General features: G+C 74.4%; 13 protein-coding genes. 2 read left to right on the top strand and 11 right to left on the bottom strand.

Going from position 1 to position 16,096, the window contains the following annotated elements:
• Positions 1 to 70: 70 nt before the first annotated feature.
• The 3 genes from OO68_RS01160 to OO68_RS01150 form a co-directional block, all read right to left on the bottom strand.
• Entirely contained in the window at positions 71 to 1,411 is a 1,341-nt protein-coding gene (locus OO68_RS01160) for a carboxyl transferase domain-containing protein (RefSeq protein WP_033306172.1), read from the bottom strand.
• Entirely contained in the window at positions 1,404 to 2,849 is a 1,446-nt protein-coding gene (locus OO68_RS01155) for an acyl-CoA synthetase (RefSeq protein ID WP_033306171.1), read from the bottom strand. Before OO68_RS01155 ends, OO68_RS01160 begins: the two co-directional genes overlap by 8 nt.
• Before the next feature lie 241 nt (positions 2,850 to 3,090).
• Positions 3,091 to 4,167, bottom strand: coding sequence for a MerR family transcriptional regulator (locus tag OO68_RS01150; RefSeq protein WP_033306170.1), 1,077 nt, complete (start codon positions 4,165 to 4,167; stop codon positions 3,091 to 3,093).
• Positions 4,168 to 4,329: 162 nt separating this feature from the next.
• On the opposite strand from OO68_RS01150, the gene OO68_RS01145 reads away from it, so the two are divergent.
• Both OO68_RS01145 and OO68_RS01140 read left to right on the top strand, forming a co-directional pair.
• On the top strand, positions 4,330 to 5,208 hold the full coding sequence (locus tag OO68_RS01145) for an ATP-grasp domain-containing protein (protein WP_033306169.1): 879 nt from the start codon (positions 4,330 to 4,332) through the stop codon (positions 5,206 to 5,208).
• A 56-nt stretch (positions 5,209 to 5,264) separates the two neighbouring features.
• On the top strand, positions 5,265 to 6,659 hold the full coding sequence (locus OO68_RS01140; RefSeq protein WP_051814231.1) for an MFS transporter: 1,395 nt from the start codon (positions 5,265 to 5,267) through the stop codon (positions 6,657 to 6,659).
• Here OO68_RS01140 and OO68_RS01135 read toward each other — a convergent pair.
• Genes OO68_RS01135 through OO68_RS01100 form a run of 8 tightly spaced genes read right to left on the bottom strand, consistent with a single transcriptional unit; the run spans position 6,640 to position 16,064 of the window.
• Positions 6,640 to 7,248 carry a hypothetical protein gene (locus OO68_RS01135; RefSeq protein ID WP_033306168.1) on the bottom strand — a complete coding sequence of 203 codons (609 nt, stop codon included), beginning with the start codon at positions 7,246 to 7,248 and terminating at the stop codon, positions 6,640 to 6,642. The genes OO68_RS01140 and OO68_RS01135 overlap by 20 nt on opposite strands.
• A complete protein-coding gene (locus tag OO68_RS01130; RefSeq protein WP_033306167.1) occupies positions 7,214 to 8,041 on the bottom strand; it encodes an FkbM family methyltransferase in 828 nt (275 codons plus the stop codon). Before OO68_RS01130 ends, OO68_RS01135 begins: the two co-directional genes overlap by 35 nt.
• On the bottom strand, positions 8,038 to 8,259 hold the full coding sequence (locus tag OO68_RS01125; protein ID WP_033306166.1) for a Trm112 family protein: 222 nt from the start codon (positions 8,257 to 8,259) through the stop codon (positions 8,038 to 8,040). The genes OO68_RS01130 and OO68_RS01125 overlap by 4 nt, the downstream gene beginning before the upstream one ends.
• Positions 8,256 to 9,161 carry a hypothetical protein gene (locus OO68_RS01120; protein WP_033306438.1) on the bottom strand — a complete coding sequence of 302 codons (906 nt, stop codon included), beginning with the start codon at positions 9,159 to 9,161 and terminating at the stop codon, positions 8,256 to 8,258. Before OO68_RS01120 ends, OO68_RS01125 begins: the two co-directional genes overlap by 4 nt.
• 15 nt (positions 9,162 to 9,176) lie before the next feature.
• Positions 9,177 to 9,923 carry a class I SAM-dependent methyltransferase gene (locus OO68_RS01115; RefSeq protein WP_033306165.1) on the bottom strand — a complete coding sequence of 249 codons (747 nt, stop codon included), beginning with the start codon at positions 9,921 to 9,923 and terminating at the stop codon, positions 9,177 to 9,179.
• Positions 9,920 to 11,173, bottom strand: a complete 1,254-nt coding sequence (locus OO68_RS01110; protein ID WP_033306164.1) for a condensation protein — start codon at positions 11,171 to 11,173, stop codon at positions 9,920 to 9,922. Before OO68_RS01110 ends, OO68_RS01115 begins: the two co-directional genes overlap by 4 nt.
• Entirely contained in the window at positions 11,170 to 15,342 is a 4,173-nt protein-coding gene (locus OO68_RS01105; RefSeq protein WP_051814228.1) for an alpha-(1->3)-arabinofuranosyltransferase, read from the bottom strand. The genes OO68_RS01110 and OO68_RS01105 overlap by 4 nt, the downstream gene beginning before the upstream one ends.
• On the bottom strand, positions 15,339 to 16,064 hold the full coding sequence (locus OO68_RS01100) for a class I SAM-dependent methyltransferase (RefSeq protein WP_033306163.1): 726 nt from the start codon (positions 16,062 to 16,064) through the stop codon (positions 15,339 to 15,341). The genes OO68_RS01105 and OO68_RS01100 overlap by 4 nt, the downstream gene beginning before the upstream one ends.
• Positions 16,065 to 16,096: the final 32 nt, after the last annotated feature.

Raw genomic sequence — 16,096 nt, 5'->3', positions numbered from 1 at the left:
TCGTTCGATTGCGCTGGGCAGCCCCATTGTGACGGAAGGTGCTCGATGGCGCAGTGGGCATTCACGGAACTCATCCACCGACGGTCCCCCGGATCACCCCCAGCTCCACCAGGTCCTGTGGCCGGATGCGGAGTTGGTCCGCCGTCGCCTCCACCTCGCGCGGGTGCCGTTTGAGGATGGCCGCCGCCAGTTCCGGCGCGATCACCGAGAAGTAACTGTCGGGCGTGGCCCAGGTGTTGCCCGGCGCGGCGAGGGCCAGTGCGCCGCCGGAGCCGCCCTCGCCGATCACCAGCGTCGTCACCGGGGTGCGGGCGCCCGCGACCGCGGCGAACAGGTCGGCGATGGCCGCGCCCGCGCCCTGCCGTTCCGCCTCCGCGTCGTTGGCCGCGCCCGGGGTGTCCACGAGGGTCAGCACCGGGATGCCGAGCCGGTCCGCGAGGCGGATCAGCCGGGCGGCGGTGCGGTATCCGGCGGGGCGGGTGGCCGTCCCGGTCTGTGCGGCGTAGGCGACCGTCCGGCCCTCGTGCGTGCCGAAGCCGCACAGCATGCCGTCCGGGTCGGTGCCGCCGCAGCGGTCGCCGCTGATCGCGGCCCGGTCCGTGAAGTAGGCGTCCAGGTAGGCCGTGGCGCGCGGCCGTTGCGGGGAACGGGCGCGGCGGACGGCGTCCCAGCCGGTGGCGGGCAGGACCGCGGACCCGCCGAGCGGTCCGGGCGGCGGGGCGGGTGTGGTGGACGGGCACGTCAGCAGCCGCAGCCAGCGCCCGAGCGTCTCGCGTAGTTCCTCCGGTCGTACGACCGCGTCCGCCGCGCCCGCCGCGAGCTGCGCCTCCGCGGTGTACGCCGCCGGGTCCGCGTCCGCCGGCCGCACCCGGGAGCCGGCGAAGCCGACCTGCGCGCCGGGCAGCGCGAGCACCACGTCGGCGCCCGCGCCCAGGGTCGCCCAGCCGCCCCCGGTCGTCGGGTCGCGCACGACCGCGACCTGCGCGAGACCGGTCTCCCGGGTGAGCGCCGACTGGCGGGCCACCCGCTGGAGCTGGGTCAGCGCGAGCATGCCCTCCTGCATCCGGCTGCCGCCCGTCGCCACCAGCGGCACGATGGGGAAGCGCCGTTCCCGTGCGTACGCGTACGCCGCCTCCAGCCGGTCGCCGGTGCCCTCGCCCAGGGAGCCGCCGAGGAAGCCGAACTCGAACGCGATCAGCACGGCCCGGGTACCGCCGACCCGGGCGGTGCCGCACACCACCGACTCCTGCTCGCCGGTGCGCTCGGCGGCCCGGGCGCGGGAGGCGTCGTAGCCCGGCCAGCCGAGCGGGCCGTCGGGCTTCGGCCTGCGTGCGGGGACGGGGAGTTCGGCGAAGGTGGCGTCGTCGGCGAGGGCGGTGACGGCCTCGCGGGCGGAGAGGCGCTCAGCCATGGGCCAGTGCCCGCTTCATGATCTTCCCCATGTCGTTGCGGGGCAGCGCGCCGAGGTGGTGCACGACCCGCGGCCGCTTGTGCGGGGCGAGCCGCCGCGCCACATGACCGGCCAACTCCTCCAGACCGGGCGGCGACTGGGGATCCGCCGGCACGATCCACGCCACGATCCGCTCACCCAGATCGGCGTCGGGCTCGCCGGTGACGGCCGCCTCCCGCACCCCGGGGTGTTCGAGGAGCGCGTTCTCGATCTCACCGGCCCCGATCTTGTAACCGCCGCTCTTGATCAGGTCGGTGGCCCTGCGGCCGACGATCCGGACGTAGCCGTCGGGATCGCGCACCGCCATGTCGCCGGTGCGGAAGAAGCCGTCGGCGGTGAAGGCGGCGGCGGTGGCGTCGGGGCGGTTGAGGTACTCGGTGAACAGGTTCGGACCGCGCACCTGGATCTCGCCCACCGTCTCCCCGTCGTAGGCGGCGACCTCCGAGCCGTCCTCCTCGACCAGCCGCAGCTCCACACCAGGCAGCGGCACGCCGACCGTGCCCGGGCGGGCCTCCCCGTCGGCGCGGACGCTGGTGTTCATCAGCGTCTCCGTCATGCCGTACCGCTCGATCACCCGCCGCCCGGTCGCGGTCGCGATCCGGCCGTGGTCGTGCACCGGCAGCGCCGCCGAGCCGGAGACCAGCAGCCGGGCCCCGGTCAGCCCCTTCACCAGTTCCGGATCGCTCGTCACGGCCTCGGCGATCCGGTGGTACATCGTCGGCACGCCGAACAGCATGGTCGCGCCGGTGTTGAGCTCGCGGGCCACGCCCTGGGTGGTGAAGCGGCCCAGATGCCGCACCGAGCCGCCGCGCCGCAGCGGGCCGAGGATGCCCAGGACCAGGCCGTGCACGTGGAACAGCGGCAGTCCGTGGACGAGGACGTCGTCGCCGGTCCACTGCCAGGCGTCGGCCAGGGCGTCGAGGGTGCTCGCGACGGCCCGGCGGGGGACGACGGCGCCCTTGGGCGGGCCGGTGGTGCCGGAGGTGTAGACGATCAGGGCCGGGGCGCTCTCGTCGGCGGGCTCCACGGGGGCGGTTCCGGTGCCGTGCACGTCGACGTCGAGCCGGGCCAGGCCCCGTACGGGCTCGGGGAGTTGGTCGTCGGGTGCCGTGAGCACCAGGCCGGGGGCGCTGTCGGTCAGGATGTGCCCGAGTTCCTTCTCACCGGACTTGGGGTTGAGCGGCACGGCGGGCACTCCGGCCAGCAGCGCGGCGACGACGGCGACGGCCGTCTCCATCGTGGGCGTCGCCCAGACGGCGACCCGGGGGGCGTCCCCGATGCGCTCGGCCGTCGCACCGGCCGCGGCGGCGAGTTCCCCGTACGTCAGTGTGCGCTCGCCGAACCGCAGGGCGGGCCGGTCGGCCGAGCCGCCGGTCAGGGCCGGGAAGAGAGAGGTCACGCGTCACGTCTCCTTGAGTGGCTGTTGTCCCTGGCAGTGGCGGGTCCGGCCGGGGCACCCCGGCCGGGGACAACCGGCACCGGCCACGCCGCCGCCCGGTACGACCGCCACCACGATCCCTCCGTACACCATCCACCGCCGGAAGAAACGCTCGCGGTCCAACCCGGGACGGCGGCGGATCAAGTCGGCGGGGGCGGCTGATCACGCCGCCCCCACGGCCCGTGGTCCTACGCCGTCCGGGTCAGGGCTCCACCACGTCCGCCACCACGCAGCTGACGTTGTCCGGGCCGCCCGCCGCGTTCGCCGCTTCGACCAGGGCGCGGACCGTGTCACCGGGGGACAGGGGTGCGGCGAGCAGCTCCCTGACGCGGTGTTCGGGGACGACGCCCGACAGGCCGTCGGAGCAAAGTAGACAGCGGTCGCCGGGCCGGGTGTCGTGGAGGCGGAGGTCCGGGGACGCGCCGGTCCCGCCTCCGGTCAGGGCCTTCAGGAGCAGGGCGCGCTCGGGGTGGGAGGCCGCCTCCTCGGGCGCCAGCCGGCCCTCGTCGACCATCGACTGCACCATCGTGTGGTCGTGCGTGATGCGGAACAGCTCGCCGTCGCGCAGCAGATACGCGCGGGAGTCGCCGATGTGCACCAGCGCCAGCCGCGAGCCCGTCCACAGCAGGGCCGTCAGGGTCGTGCCGACGTCGTCGGAGCCGCCGGCGACGTCCCGGACGGCCTGTTCGGCGCCCCGTACCGCGTCCTCCAGGACGTCGAGGACGCCGCCGGACGGTATCTCGTCCGTGTCCAGGAAGCGCAGGGCCTCCACGGCGGCGCTGCTCGCGGGCGCGCCCGCCGGTCCGAAGCCGTCGGCGACGGCGAGCAGCCGGGTGCCCGCGTAGGCGGTGTCCTGGTTGGCGGGGCGTACGCGGCCGGCGTCGGAGTGGGCGGAGTAACGCAGTTCCAGCATGGCGGTGTCCTTCCCGGGCCCGTTCGGGTCCGTCGTGAGGTGATCGACCAGGAACGCGGCGAGGTCCCGCCGGACCGCCGTCTCCGCCTCGATGCGCGCCCAGTAGGCACGGACCTCGCGGGCGGCGGCCGTGGAGTCGCGGCCGTGCAGGAGACAGACCCGGCGGATCTCGGCCAGCGGCATGCCCAGCCGCCGCAGCCACGCCACCAGCCGGGCCTGCTCCAGCTGCCCGGCCGCGTAGTACCGGTATCCGGTGTCCGGGTCCACGCGGGCGGGCCGCAGCAGGTCCAGCTCGTCGTACAGGCGCAGTGCCTTCGGCGAGAGCCGGCACGCCCTCGCGAACGCACCGATCGTCAGCATGGCCATGTGACCCCCTGCGGTCCCCGCGCTCCTCGCGCTCGTTCCGTTCCGCCACCGATGCTGGGGCTTCACCGAAGGTGAAGGTCAAACGAGGTGTCGTGGTTCCGGACGGGATTGTTAGCCTGCGACGGACACCGCATCGATCGTCCGTACGAGGATGGAGTCGCCGTGCCCGGCACCCCGCGCATCGCCGTCGTCACCTACGACTCCCGCGGCGAGGAGCACAAGGACCGCGACCTGCCGGTGCTGGTGGCGGCGCTGCGGGAGGCCGGGGCCGACGCCGTCGCCGTTCCCTGGGACGACCCGGACACGGACTGGGCCGCGTTCGATCTCGCCCTCCTCCGCTCCACCTGGGACTACAGCTGGCGCGCCGCGGAGTTCACGGCGTGGGCCGAGCGGTGCGGCGAGGCGACACGGCTCGCCAACCCGCTCGGTGTCGTCAAGTGGAACGCCGACAAGCGCTACCTCGGGCAGCTCGCGGACGCCGGAGTGCCGGTCGTGCCCACCCGGTACTTCGCGCCCGGCGACCCCCTCGACCTGCCCGCCGACCGCGAGTTCGTCGTGAAGCCCGCCTCCGGGGCCGGTGCCCGCTACGCCGCCCGCTACCCGGCCGGGGAGCGGGACGCCGCCCTGCGGCAGGCCGAGCGCATGCACGCCGAGGGGTTCACCGTCATGGTGCAGCCCTACCTGAGCAGCATCGACACCCACGGCGAGCGGGCCCTGCAGTTCTTCGGCGGCCGCCTGCTGCACGCCGGCGTCAAGGGCGCCGTCCTCGCGCCGGGCACACCGTACGACGCCGACAAGGTGGCCCACCCCGACCTCCGCCCCTGGGAGCCGACCGCCGCCGAACTGGCCGTCGCCGAGAAGGCGCTGGCCGCCGTGCCCGGGGACGCGGAGCTGCTCTACGCGCGCGTGGACCTCGTCACCGGGCCCGACGGCGAGCCGTGCGTCATGGAGCTGGAGCTGATCGAGCCGAACCTGTTCCTCCATCTGCATCCGGACTCCGTGCCGAAGGTGGTGGAGGCGGTGCTGGCCGCCGCGTGCTGAGCACGGCACGCGAGGCATACGTCCCCTGATGCGGCTTTTGGTGTACTGCTAGGGCCATGCCCTCCGAGCGACGGTCCTGGGCACCGCTGCTCGCGGTGTGCGCCGGGTACTTCATGGTCATCCTGGACGTGACGGTCATCAACGTCGCCGTGCCGGTGGTCGGGCGGGAGCTGTCGGCCTCGCTCACCGGGATCCAGTGGATCACCGACGGGTACACGCTGGTCTTCGCCGGGTTCCTGCTGACGGGCGGGGCGCTGGGGGACCGGCTGGGCAACCGGCGGGTCTTCTGCTGGGGCGTGGCGGTGTTCACCGCGTCCTCGGCGGCCTGCGCGCTCGCGCCCGGCGCCGCCTTCCTGGTGGTGGCCCGGCTGGTGGAGGGGCTCGGCGCGGCGCTGATCGTGCCCGGTTCCCTGGCCCTGCTCCAGCAGGCCTACCCGGAGCCGGACGTCCGCTCACGGGCCTTCGGGCTGTGGGGTTCGATGGCCGGTATCGCGGCCTCCGCCGGGCCGCTGCTGGGCGGGCTGCTCGTCTCCACGGTGGGCTGGCGCTGGGTGTTCCTCATCAACCTGCCCGTCGGTGCGGCCTGCCTGGCGCTCACCCTGCGGCACGTGGCCCGCTCGCCCCGGCGCGCCGACCGGGCCCCGGACTGGCCGGCGCAGGTCGCCGTCGTCGCGGCCGTCGCCCTGCTGACCGCGGCGCTCAACGAGGCCGGACGGCGCGGCTGGTCCGACCCGGCCGTGCTCGCCGGTCTGGGCCTGGCCGTACTGTCCGCCGCGGCCTTCGCCCTGCGCGAGCGGCTGGCCCGGTCTCCCGCCCTCCCGCTGAGCCTGCTGCGCGCACGCGCCATGAGCGGCGGCGCCCTCATCGGCCTGCTGTTCAACTTCGGCTTCTACGGCATGGTCTTCACCGCCAGCCTGGAGTTCCAGCACCAGCGCGACTACAGCGCTCTCGGCACCGGTCTGGCGCTGTTCCCGGCGGTGGCGATGACGATGTTCGCCTCGGTGCTGTCCGGGCGGCTGTCCCGCCGTACCGGCGACCGCCCGCTGGTGATCTCGGGCATGCTCCTGGCAGCGCTGGGCCTGGCCGGCTGGGCCGCCGCGGGCCCCGACCCCGCCTACGGGCTCCTCGTGCTCCCGATGATGGCCGCCGGCTTCGGCACGTCCTTCGCCCTCACCGGCTCCACCGCCACGGTGATGGGCGCCGCGCCCCCGGCCTACTCGGGGGCCGCCTCCGCCCTGTTCAACACCACCCGCCAGGTCGGCAGCGCCACCGGCGTCGCACTCGGCGGCAGCCTGCTCGCCTCGGCCGCGAACTACGGCACCGGAATCCGCACCAGCATGGGCATCGGGGCCCTCGCCTATCTGGCCGCGGCGGTCCTCGCATGGTGGTGCGTACCGGCGAAGACGCGCCGCCCTCCTTGGCTCACGCAGCTCAGCCCTGGGCGCCGGTGACGGCCACCCGCTGCACCAGCCCCCAGGTGAACTCCGCGACCGCCTCCCGCCGGACGCCCTCGGCGTCGGGCGCGGTGAACGCCAGCCCCCACCGGGTCGGTGCCGTGCCCTGAAGGGGACGGGCCGGGGCGAAGGCACGGGCCGCCTCGTCGACCGTGCAGGACCAGGGGGTGAGGTCGTCCAGCGTGCGCAGCTCGGGGCCCTTCGCGCCCGGGGCGCGGACCAGCCACTCGTTCCACACCACGCGGTTCGGGGCGGTCAGCACCTCGAAGCGCAAGGAGGGCCAGAGCGGCACCGGCCACAGCCAGGCCTCGCAGTCGAGATCGCCGATCTGGCGGGGCGTACGGGACTCCGGTTCGCCCAGCACCTGGCGGTAGCGGGACAGGGGTGCGCGCGAGCGCGGGGAGCGGACCATCGCCTGCCAGCGCTTGTTCGCCTCGCGCATGTCCGCGATCGACACCCCCAGCTCATGGCGGGCATCCTCCACCAGGCCGGGATTGTGGTCGGCCATGCGGCGCAGCAGCACCAGCTGGAAGTCGAGCGGGGTGAAGGGGCTAGCGGGGTGCTTTCCGGAGGGCATGGGTCCCATCGTCGCCCACCGGGGCCCTGCCCGGGCGGCGGCCGTCGGGGAGGAACAGGACGGAGTTGACGTAGCGGGGGCCCCGCAGGAGCGGGGAGGGCAGGACGCGGCGGAGCAGGCCGTGGGAGACGACGTAGGAGGCGTCCGCCTGGTGGTCCTCCAGGGGGAACCGGGCGAGCGGGACCCAGGTGTCGCCGGGCAGGACCCAGCCGTCGTAGCCCAGCAGGGAAAGATAGGTCACCACCGGCGCGATCGGCTGGATGCGGGACTCCAGCTCCACGAACAGGGCCGGCCGGTCGCGGGCCAGCAGACCCGTCGCGCCGCGCAGCACCGCCGGCTCGTTGCCGTCCACGTCGATCTTGATGAAGCCGACGTCGCGCAGCCCCAGCTCGTCCAGCGTGACGCAGGGGACGTCCAGCGCGCGGCCGTGGATGTCGCGGCGGACCAGCGAGGACACGCCCCGGTCGCCCGAGTCGTCCGAGGGCAGCCACAGGCGGGCGATGCCCGGCCGGTCCGAGGCGGCCGCCCGGACCACGCGCACGTTCGGCGGGGTGGCGGCGGCCAGCAGCCGGGCCAGATGGGGCACCGGCTCGACCGTCACGACCTGCTCGGCGAGGCCGGACAGGCGGTGTGTCCAGGGCCCGTACCAGCCGCCGACGTCCACCGCCGTACGGCAGCCCGGCGGGCACAGCTCGGCGAGCCGGGCCAGCTCCGGTTCGAACCGGGGGTAGAGCGCCCGGGCCGCCGCGGCCACCAGACGGGTGGGCAGCAGAGGGGCGACACGGGCCGCCAGGCTGGTCACGGCGCCATCCTCTTCATGAGTTCCTCGTGTTCGTCGTCCGGCACCTGCTCCCCCGAGGACGGCAGCAGCTGCGGAATGCCGTCGGTAATCGGGTAACGGCGGTGCAGGCGCGGGTTGTACAGCGCCTCCTCCTGCCCGGCCTCCTCGGCCAGCAGATGCAGCGGACCCTTGTCGAGCGGGCACGCCAGGATCTTCAGCAGCGGGTCGTCGGGCTTCATGGGGATGCCAGCTCCTTGGCGGGTGGGGAGGGTTGGGGAGCGGTGTCGTGCTTCGGCATGGTCAGCAGGACGGCGACCGCCAGGGCCGTGCCCGCCACCCGCAGCGCGAGCCGCAGCGGTTCGTCCGGCAGGGCCTCGCCGAACGACAGCGTGCCGAGCACCGCCGTGAACAGGGACGTCACGGTCGTGCACACCGGCACGATCAGCGAGGCCCGGCAGCGTTGCAGCGCCGCCTGGGACATCACCAGGCCGAACACACCGGTGAACAGCAGCAGATAGGGATACGGGGAGCCCAGCAGGCTCAGTACCGCGCCCCCGATCCCGTCGGTCGTCAGACGGCCGGCGACCCCCTTGATGGCCAGCGAGCTGACGCCGTACAGCAGGCCCACGGCCACGCCGTACTCGACGCCGGTCGTGGGCCGCCGGTGCCGGTTGCGGGTGCGCCGCTCGGCCGAGGCGTACAGCCACACTCCGGCCGCCAGCGACGGCACGCACACCAGCAGGATCAACGGGTACGGCGCGTCCTGGCTGACGGTGTCCGACCCTTCCCGCAGCGACAGCACCACCATCAGCAGCGCCAGCAGGATCGCGCCCAGCGCGTACCGCTCCCGGCCGGACGTCTCCTCCCCGAGCAGCCGCGCCGACAGCAGCACCAGCAGCACCAGGCCGGAGACGAAGATGCCCTGCGCGGCGGCGATCGGCAGGGTGCGGTAGACGACGAGCTGCGCGGCGAAACCCGCGGCCAGGGCGAGGGACCCGCCGATCCACAGCGGGCTGCCGAGGACGAGGCGCAGCAGCCGGGCCGGTTGCCGGATGCTCACCTCGGGCAGAGAGGTGAGCGCCCGCTTCTCCAGCACGAACCCCAGGCTGTACAGGGTGTTCGCCAGCAGGGCCGCGGCCACTCCCCACCACATGGGCTACGTCCTCCTGGCGTGCAGCAGCAGGATCGAGGCGAGCTGCGGCCGGGCGCAGGCCAGCCGGTCCAGCGGGCGCAGCGGGCGCGGCACGCCGTGGAAGGGGGCCCCTTCCAGCCGTTCGACGGTGAAGCCGGACGCGGCGACGAACTCCTTCAGCGCGCGGGCGGTGTAGAGCCGCAGATGCCCCACGACCTCCTTGCCCGGGCGGCCGTGGATGCCGCGCAGGCTGACCTCCGAGAACACGGGCTGCACTCCCGCCAGCAGCAGGCCGCGGTTGTACCAGGCGGCCAGGTTCGGCGTGGACAGCATCAGATGCCCGCCGGGGCGCAGGATCCGGCGGATCTCGTCGAGGGCCGCGTCCGGGTCGACGAGGTGCTCGACGACCTCGCTGAACAGCACGGCGTCCGCCGCTCCGGACGCGAACGGCAGTCCGCCGCCGGTGAGTTCGCCGCGCACCGCGTACGGGATGCGCGTGCGGGCGCGGCGCAGGGCGTCCTGGGACCAGTCGACGCCGATGACGCGGTGGCCGGGCAGGAGCGGGGCGGCGGTGGCGGCGGCGGTGCCGTCCCCGCAGCCGATGTCGAGGATCGTCTGCGGGCCCGCGGTCGCCGGGCCGCTCAGGGCGCGGGCCAGCATGCGGGCCTGCCGGAGGCTGCGCGGTGTGCCGGAGGCGACCGGGACGGCCGGGTTCTCGTAGAAGTCCCGCAGGTCGCGGGGCGGGGGTCCGGTGGTGGTCGGCGTCGTCACGGGGTCACCTCCGTGGTGTGCAGGTAGTGCTCGAACAGGTCGCGGAGGTGGGCGCCGTCGCCGTGGCTGAGCAGGGCCTTCGACCAGCGCAGGGCCAGATGGAGGCGGCCGGCCGTGGAGGCGGTGGTCACGGTGAGACCGCGGGGCATCCGGGCCGGCGCGGAGAACCAGACCGCGTGCGCGCGGCCCGCCTCGTCGCCGAAGTCCAGCGGGTAGGGGATGCGGCCGATGTTGCTGAGCAGGGTCGTCGACGTCCAGGGCGCGGCGGCCCGGCGCAGGGTGCGGGTGAGGGCGGCACGCGCGGTGACGGGCGCCCAGGGGGCGGTCAGGAGGGCGGCGCCGTGGCCCAGCTGGGGGCGGGGGAGGGACTTCAGGGCCCGGGTCCGGTCCGCGGTGCGGCGCAGCAGGGCCGGCATGTCGGTGACGTCCAGTTCCCCCGGCGCGTACGGGACTTCCACCAGCCGGGTGCCGTTGCCGATGGGCATCGTCGTGTCGCGGGGGCGGTCGTCCACCGGCATGGTGATGCGCAGGGGGCGGGGGCGGGGGCGGGCGCCGTGTTCCCGGTTCCAGTGGGCGATGGTCAGGGCCGTGGTGACCATGAGCTGGTCGTTGACGGTGTACGGGGAACCCTTGGGCCGGTGCGGGAGGGGCAGCTCGGCGACGAGCATGCCGTTGCCCGGGGAGGGGTCGGGCGTGCCGTGCGCCACCCGCGCCGGGGGCGACCAGCCGGCCGGGGTGTCCGGGGGTTCCTGCCGGGGTTCGGCGGGGCGGGTCGGGGGCGCCGCCGGGGCGTTGTCCCGGCCGCCGTACAGCTCGGCGGCCGTGGCCAGGACGCGCAGGCAGGCCGGGCCGTCCAGCGCGGTGTGGTTGATGGTGAGGAGGAGGACCGAGTCCACCACTTCCAGCCGGATCGGCGGGGACGCCGACAGCGGCGGGGCGGCCGCCAGGGCCCGGGTCCGTGCGTCCAGCAGGGCTCGTGGGCCCGGCGGGGCGAAGGTCACCACCTCCACGTCCGGCTCCGCCGTCAGCTCCCACTCGTACTGGCGCCGGTACCACGGCCCCCGCGCCTCCCGCATCAGGATCCGCGGGTGCCGGTGCAGGGCCTCCAGGAACGCCTTGCGCAGCCGCGCCCGGTCGAGCGGACCCGGGAGGTGGACCTCGATGTGGACCGTCTCCGGCTCCTCCTCCTGGAGGCAGTGCCGGGAGACCTCGTCCACCACCGGGAAGGGAATGCGTACCGGTGCCGTCATGCGGGTTTGCCCTCCCCCGTTTCCGTCCTCGGCAGCTGTTGTGTCGGAGCCTGCGGGGCCGGTCCCTCGCGCAGGCTCACCAGGCCCGCGAACAGGCCGATCAAAGCCAGCAGTTGGGCCAGATGACCGAACGCGCCCTCGCCCGCGCCCACCGGCTCCCCGGCCCCGAAGGCCGCGACGATCCCGGCCGCGGCCAGGGCGGCGAACGCGATGGGCACCAGCAGGGTGTGCCGCCGCGCGGCGAGCAGTGCCAGCGCCGGGACCAGCAGGGCGAACCAGCCCGCGATCACGACACCGACCAACGTCAGCGCCACCGTGCCGAGCCACAGGCCGGGCAGCGGCGGGACCGGCTGGGGCGCGTCGGGGTTGGGGGCGCGGCGGCGCCACAGCGCCAGGCCCAGCAGGACCGCGATGCCCACACCGCTGCCGATCAGGGCGGCGTCGTATGTCGTGGCCGGCTCGTAGGTCAGCGTCACGCTGCCGCCCGCCCCTGCCGGGACTCGCCAGCCCTGCTGCCAGCCGTCCAGCCGCACCGGGGTCAGCTCCTTGCCGTCCAGGGTGGCCTGCCAGCCGTCGTTGAAGTTCTCGTACGTCGTCAGGTACGAGGCCGCTCCCGAGCCGACCGTCACCGCGCGCCGGTCGCCCAGCCAGTCCCGGATCCGCAGGTCGCGCCCGGCCGCCGCGGCCTCGGGGACCGTGCCGCGGGTCAGGGTCACGTCCGTGAGCGCGAGCGGGCCGGCGTCGCCGCCCTCCAGCCGGTGGTCGCCCGAGGCGAGCCGCACCTCGGCGTCGCCCCGGCCCTCCTGACACAGAGTCACCTCCACGCCCCGGCGCTCCACCAGATCCCGCACGGTCCCCTTCGCGCTCGTCTGGTACAGCTCGCCGTCCAGCGCCACGTCCGGGCCCTTGCCGCAGGGCAGGGAGAACTCCCGGGTGCCGTCCGGCTGCGGGGTGCGGTACTGGTCGAGGGACGGGACGTACGCCTCCGTGAGACCCACCGGAAGGCGCAGGTCCTCGTCGGCGACCGGGTTGTGCAGGGTCAGCGGGGCCGTCTCGGTGATGGTGATGTCGAGCCGGTCCGTGGTGATCGGCGGGAAGCGGACCCAGCCGTTCTCGTCGGCTCCGGCGATGGCCGCGCCGTCCGGGGAGCTGATGTGCACCTCGGAAGCCCGGGCGGACAGCCCGCCCGCGGGGGCCAGGACCAGTTCGCCGACCGGCTGCTTGCCCTCCCAGCGCAGATGGATCGTCGGCCGGTCGCCCGCGATCCAGGCCGTCGTCAGATCGCCGTCGGTGAGGTTGCGCGCCGTGAGGCCCGCGCCGAGACGCGCCGTGGAGTCGGCGGTGGCGACGATCCGGGCCTGCTGCTCGGGCGCCACCTCGTAGAGCAGCTCGTCGAGTTCCTCGCCCGGCACCGGCACCGCGCTCGCCTTCACCTCGTACGTCCCGGCCGCCGGTGTCGTGAAGCGGCGGTGCAGGCCCGCCTCGGTGCCGGTCGCGGACAGACCCGTCGGGTCGGCGGCGCGGTGCAGGGAGACGAGGGTCGCGGCCGACGTGGCGTTCTCGGCGTCCGCCGGGAGCCGCAGCAGCCGGGTCACCTGCACGTCCGGCAAGTCGATCTCGGAGAACCCGGCGCCGGTGAGACCGCTCCGGCGCTCCACGGAGTCCACGATCGTCAGCTTCATCCAGTCCGTCGCGCCCTCGGGCGCCTTGATCCGCTGCGTTGTGCCGTTCGGCTGGAGGAAACTGGTCTTCTCGCCCTTCTCGGTCTCCACCCGCACCTTCGTCGCCGCCGCCCGAACGCTCTCCTGCGGCAGCGGTGTCACCTTGAAGGAAGACGGCATGTCGTAGGAGCCGGTGAAGCCGATGCGCAGCCACTGACCGTCCGGCGTGTCCGGCGCGCCCTCCGCCCACGCGGTGCCCGGGTTGCCGTCGAAGGCGTTCACCGGGTCGTACTGCGGGAGGTGGAACAGCCAGTTGCCGTACGAGGACGCCGACACCGAGCGGGCGCCGCGCAGTTCGGCCACCGTCTGATGGTCCGTGCCCTCGGCGGGCAGGATCTGGCGCGGCTTCTCGCCCGGGTCCTGCTGGGCGTCCGGCGCGTTGCGCTCGTCGCGCGTGTACGTGTACGACGTACCGGCGTTGACCAGCCCGAACCGGGTGTCCGCACGCCGCAGCCCGTCACCCACCACCTGCACGGCCGGCGTGCCGAGCCCGGGATGGTTGTCGCCGGTCAGGACGGCCGCCCGTCCGCGCAGCCGCTCCGCCAGTGGCAACAGCGCCTCCGGCCCGCCGGACACCACGGCCGTGTCGGCGACCGGGGCGAGCCCCGCCTGTCCGGGCCGGACCACGTCCTCACCCGCGGGCCGGTAGATCTCCACGGCCCGCTGCCGCGGATACAGCCCCTCGACCTGGAGCGGCGCGTCCTGCGCGATCCGGCCGCCGGTCATCACCGGGCCGAGCCCCGTCACCCGCTCGTACCCCGACTGCTCCAGGGTGCGCTTGACGGTCGCGGTGGGCACGTAGCCGATCTGGTCGGGGTCGAGGTCGTTGCGGACGACGACGTAGTACAGCCCGGCCCGGCTCAAGTAGTCCGCGAGCCCCGGCACGTGGGAGCCGGTCATGAGGGCCTGCTCGACGGCGTCCATCGCGCGCCGGTTGCCGGGCGTGCCGAACGGCACGTAGTCGCGCTGCGCCCACCGCGACTCGGCGAGCACGTCGAGCGGCTGGTCGATGGGGGAGCCCCAGGTGTAGACGCCGTGCGCGGTGGCCGGGACGACCAGGGCGCGCGAGTCGGGCGAGTACTTCTCCAGCCAGTCGGCGGTGGCCTGCCAGTAGGTGGGGAGCTTCTGGAAGGAACCCGGGTTGAGGATCGAGCCGTTGAGGTACGGCCACAGCAGCCCCGGCAGGATCAGCACGGCCGCGATCAGCGGGGCGAAGCGCCGGCCCCGCACCCGCCGGGCCCCGTGCGGCTCGGAGGCCACGCCCACCAGATGCGCCAGCCCCAGCACGAGCGCCAGCGCCACACCGGTCTGGAACTTGTAGACGTTCCGGAACGGCGACAGCCACCCGTCCAGCCAGCCCTGCACGACCCCGTGGAACGGCGCCCCGAACGCCCCGCCGTACCCGGCGAGCAGCACCAGCGCGGCCACCAGCACCGTCAGCACCAGCCACCGCCGCTCCGGCATGTCCCGCCGGGCGAGTCCGGCGAGCCCGAGTCCGGCGGCGAGCGCCGAGCACACGATGACGACGACGGAGGAGGCCACGGCCCAGCCGGCCGGCAGCCACGCCTCACCGAGGTGCAGATAGGCGACCCAGTTGCCGGCGCCGCGCAGCGCCTCGGTCGTCGCCATGGTGTCCGTCGTCGTCTGCGAGGTCTCTATATAGGGGAGGAAGTTCTCGCCGTAGACGCCGAGCAGCAGCAGCGGCACCCACCACCAGGCCGTCACCACGATAACGGCGGGTGCCCACCAGGCGATCAGCTTGCGCCGGCGCGGCCCGGGCGGCCGGGACAGCAGGTACAGCCCGACCGGCAGCAGCGACGCCAGGGTCGCCGACGCGTTCACCCCGCCCATGAACGGCACGAGCAGCGCCGACCGCAGGGCCGCGACCCGGGCGGCGTACCGCTCGTTGGTCAGCGGCAGCAGCACCCACGGCAGGAACGCCCCCGGCAGCGCGGCGGCCGACGTCGACCCGATCACGGTCGTGAACACCGGCCACAGCGCGTACGCCACCGCGCCCAGCAGCCGGGACGCCCCGCTCCCCACCCGCAGCCGCTCCGCCAGCCGCAGCGCCCCCCAGAAGGCGACGGACACGATCAGCGACAGCCACAGCCGCTCCGCCAGCCACACCGGCAGCCGCACGAGGTCGCACAGCCAGTAGAACGGCAGCATCGGCCACAGATAGCCGACGTACTGGTCCTGGATCCCGCCGAACCCGGCCCGGTCGTGCCACAACTGGCCCAGATCGGCGAGGAACTGCCCCGGATCGACCGTGACGCCGAGCTTGGTGTCGAAGGTCTGCCGCCCGGGCTGCACCACGAGGAACAACACGAACACCACGGCCCAGAAACCCAGCAGCCAGCGCCGCGACCGCGGGCCGTCGGGCGGGCCCGCGGCGGTCGCGGTGGTGGGGACGGCTGCCGGGGGAGGAGCCTGGACCGTGGTTGTCATGTAGGACACCGCCGCAGAATGAGGAGGAGGTTCCAGGTGGCGAACTCGCGGATGCCCGGCGCCTTGACGACGGCCTCCGCGAGGAACGGCCAGTAGCGGGAGCGCGCCGAGACGACCGTGACGTCGTCCCGGGCCCGCACCTGCCGCAGGGTGGAGCCGATGTGCACGGCGAACAGGTTCTCGCCGAGGGTGTGCTTGGCCGGCCTGCCGGTCCGCCGCAGGTAGCGGGCCCGGGCCCGTTCGGCGCCGAAGTAGTGCCACGGGGCCCACTCGTGCCCGCCCCACGGCGACAGCCAGTTGGTGAACGACACGTAGATCAGCCCGCCCGGGCGGGTCACCCGGGCCAGCTCACTGAGGAACGTCTCCGGATCGGCCACGTGCTCCAGCACGTTGGAGGAGAAGGTGACGTCGGCGGCGCCGTCCCGCACGGGCAGCAGGTACCCGTCGGCGACGACGGCCGAGTCGGGGGGCTTCTCACCGAGCTCGGCCAGGTCGGGCTCGAAGAGGAACGCGTTCGCCCCGCGGCGCCGGAACTCCCCGGTGAAGTACCCGCCGCCGCCACCGACGTCGAGCACGGTGCGCCCGGCGACCGGCCCGTCGTAGGACTCGACCTGGTCGACGGCGTCGCGGGCGAGCAGCGAGTAGCAGGCCTCGGGGTCGTCCTGCTCGTGGAGGAAGGCTCGGAACAGGGCGAGGGATCTCCGGAACGAGGGGTCGCGCACAGGGGGGCGCGGGGCTGAGACCTCTGCGGCTG

The sequence above is a fragment of the Streptomyces iakyrus genome (assembly GCF_000717055.1).
Lineage (GTDB): Bacteria > Actinomycetota > Actinomycetes > Streptomycetales > Streptomycetaceae > Streptomyces > Streptomyces iakyrus.
Note: the sequence above shows the minus strand (reverse complement) of the source record. Positions and strands in the feature narration are given on the sequence as shown.

What these genes read in the sequence shown, in the direction of transcription:
- OO68_RS01160 (WP_033306172.1), bottom strand. Translation starts at nt 1,411, where the DNA reads ATGGCTGAGCGCCTCTCCGCCCGCGAGGCCGTCACCGCCCTCGCCGAC.
- OO68_RS01105 (WP_051814228.1), bottom strand. Translation starts at nt 15,342, where the DNA reads ATGACAACCACGGTCCAGGCTCCTCCCCCGGCAGCCGTCCCCACCACC.
- OO68_RS01140 (WP_051814231.1), top strand. Translation starts at nt 5,265, where the DNA reads ATGCCCTCCGAGCGACGGTCCTGGGCACCGCTGCTCGCGGTGTGCGCC.
- OO68_RS01110 (WP_033306164.1), bottom strand. Translation starts at nt 11,173, where the DNA reads ATGACGGCACCGGTACGCATTCCCTTCCCGGTGGTGGACGAGGTCTCC.
- OO68_RS01135 (WP_033306168.1), bottom strand. Translation starts at nt 7,248, where the DNA reads ATGGGACCCATGCCCTCCGGAAAGCACCCCGCTAGCCCCTTCACCCCG.
- OO68_RS01150 (WP_033306170.1), bottom strand. Translation starts at nt 4,167, where the DNA reads ATGGCCATGCTGACGATCGGTGCGTTCGCGAGGGCGTGCCGGCTCTCG.
- OO68_RS01125 (WP_033306166.1), bottom strand. Translation starts at nt 8,259, where the DNA reads ATGAAGCCCGACGACCCGCTGCTGAAGATCCTGGCGTGCCCGCTCGAC.